Origin of the sequence: Salipiger sp. HF18 (assembly GCF_011806505.1) — a bacterium.
Lineage (GTDB): Bacteria > Pseudomonadota > Alphaproteobacteria > Rhodobacterales > Rhodobacteraceae > Salipiger > Salipiger thiooxidans.
In genome coordinates, this window is record NZ_JAATOS010000827.1 from 1 (window position 1) to 1,056 (window position 1,056).

General features: G+C 62.9%; 1 protein-coding gene. It reads right to left on the bottom strand.

From position 1 onward, the window contains the following. The coding region (locus HC022_RS27310) for an aconitase family protein (protein WP_254885290.1) at positions 1-725 on the bottom strand (725 nt) is incomplete at its 3' end. Positions 726-1,056: the final 331 nt, after the last annotated feature.

Sequence of the window (1,056 nt, forward strand, 5' to 3'; positions counted from 1 at the left end):
GCGGCCTCGGCCTCGATGCCGCCCACGCCCCAGCCCAGCACGGCGGCGCCGTTGACCATGGTGGTGTGGCTGTCGGTGCCCACCAGCGTGTCGGGGTACGCCACTTCTGCGCCGTCCTGGTCAGTGTCGGTCCAGACGGTCTGCGCGAGATACTCGAGGTTCACCTGGTGGCAGATGCCGGTGCCCGGCGGCACCACGCGGAAGTTGTTGAAGGCCGACTGGCCCCACTTGAGGAACTCGTAGCGTTCGATGTTGCGCTCGTACTCGCGGTCCACGTTCATCTGGAAAGCGCGCGGGTTGCCGAACTCGTCGATCATCACCGAGTGGTCGATCACCAGATCGACCGGGTTCAGCGGGTTGATCTTCTGCGCGTCGCCCCCCAGCGCCTTGATGCCGTCGCGCATGGCGGCGAGGTCGACCACTGCGGGGACGCCGGTGAAATCCTGCATCAGCACGCGGGCGGGGCGGTAGGCGAGCTCGCGGTCGCCCTTGCCGCCGTTCTTGCCCCAGTCCGAAAACGCCTTGACGTCATCGACCGAGACCGTCTTGCCGTCCTCGAAACGCAGCATGTTCTCGAGCACCACCTTGAGGGCGGCGGGAAGGTTCGAGAACGTGCCGAGGCCCGCGGCTTCGGCCGCCGGGATCGAGTAATAGGCATAGGTCTTGCCGTTTACCTCAAGCGTCTTGCGGGTGCTGGACGTGTCCTGTCCGACGATGATTGGCATGATGGGCTCCCTTGCGGCTGGCTGGAGATACGGTGTTCAGTTGCCACATTATCTGTATCGAAAGCAATGTGGTTCAAGGGGGTTTTCCGAATTTGTATACCACGGAATACCGCAGAGGCCGCACAATTTCCTTGCCCGGGCTGTCACCCGGCGGTCACCTTTGCAGCTTCCCGGCATCACCGGGTATCGCAAAACCTTGATTGGTTATTTCAACCCCGCTTGGGTACGCCCGGAGCAGGGGAAGTAAAGGGAATTCGGTCCAGATGAAGCGACTCACCCATTGGTTGGCAGCGGCAAGTCTCGCGATTTCCGCCGGCGTCGCACAGGCAGA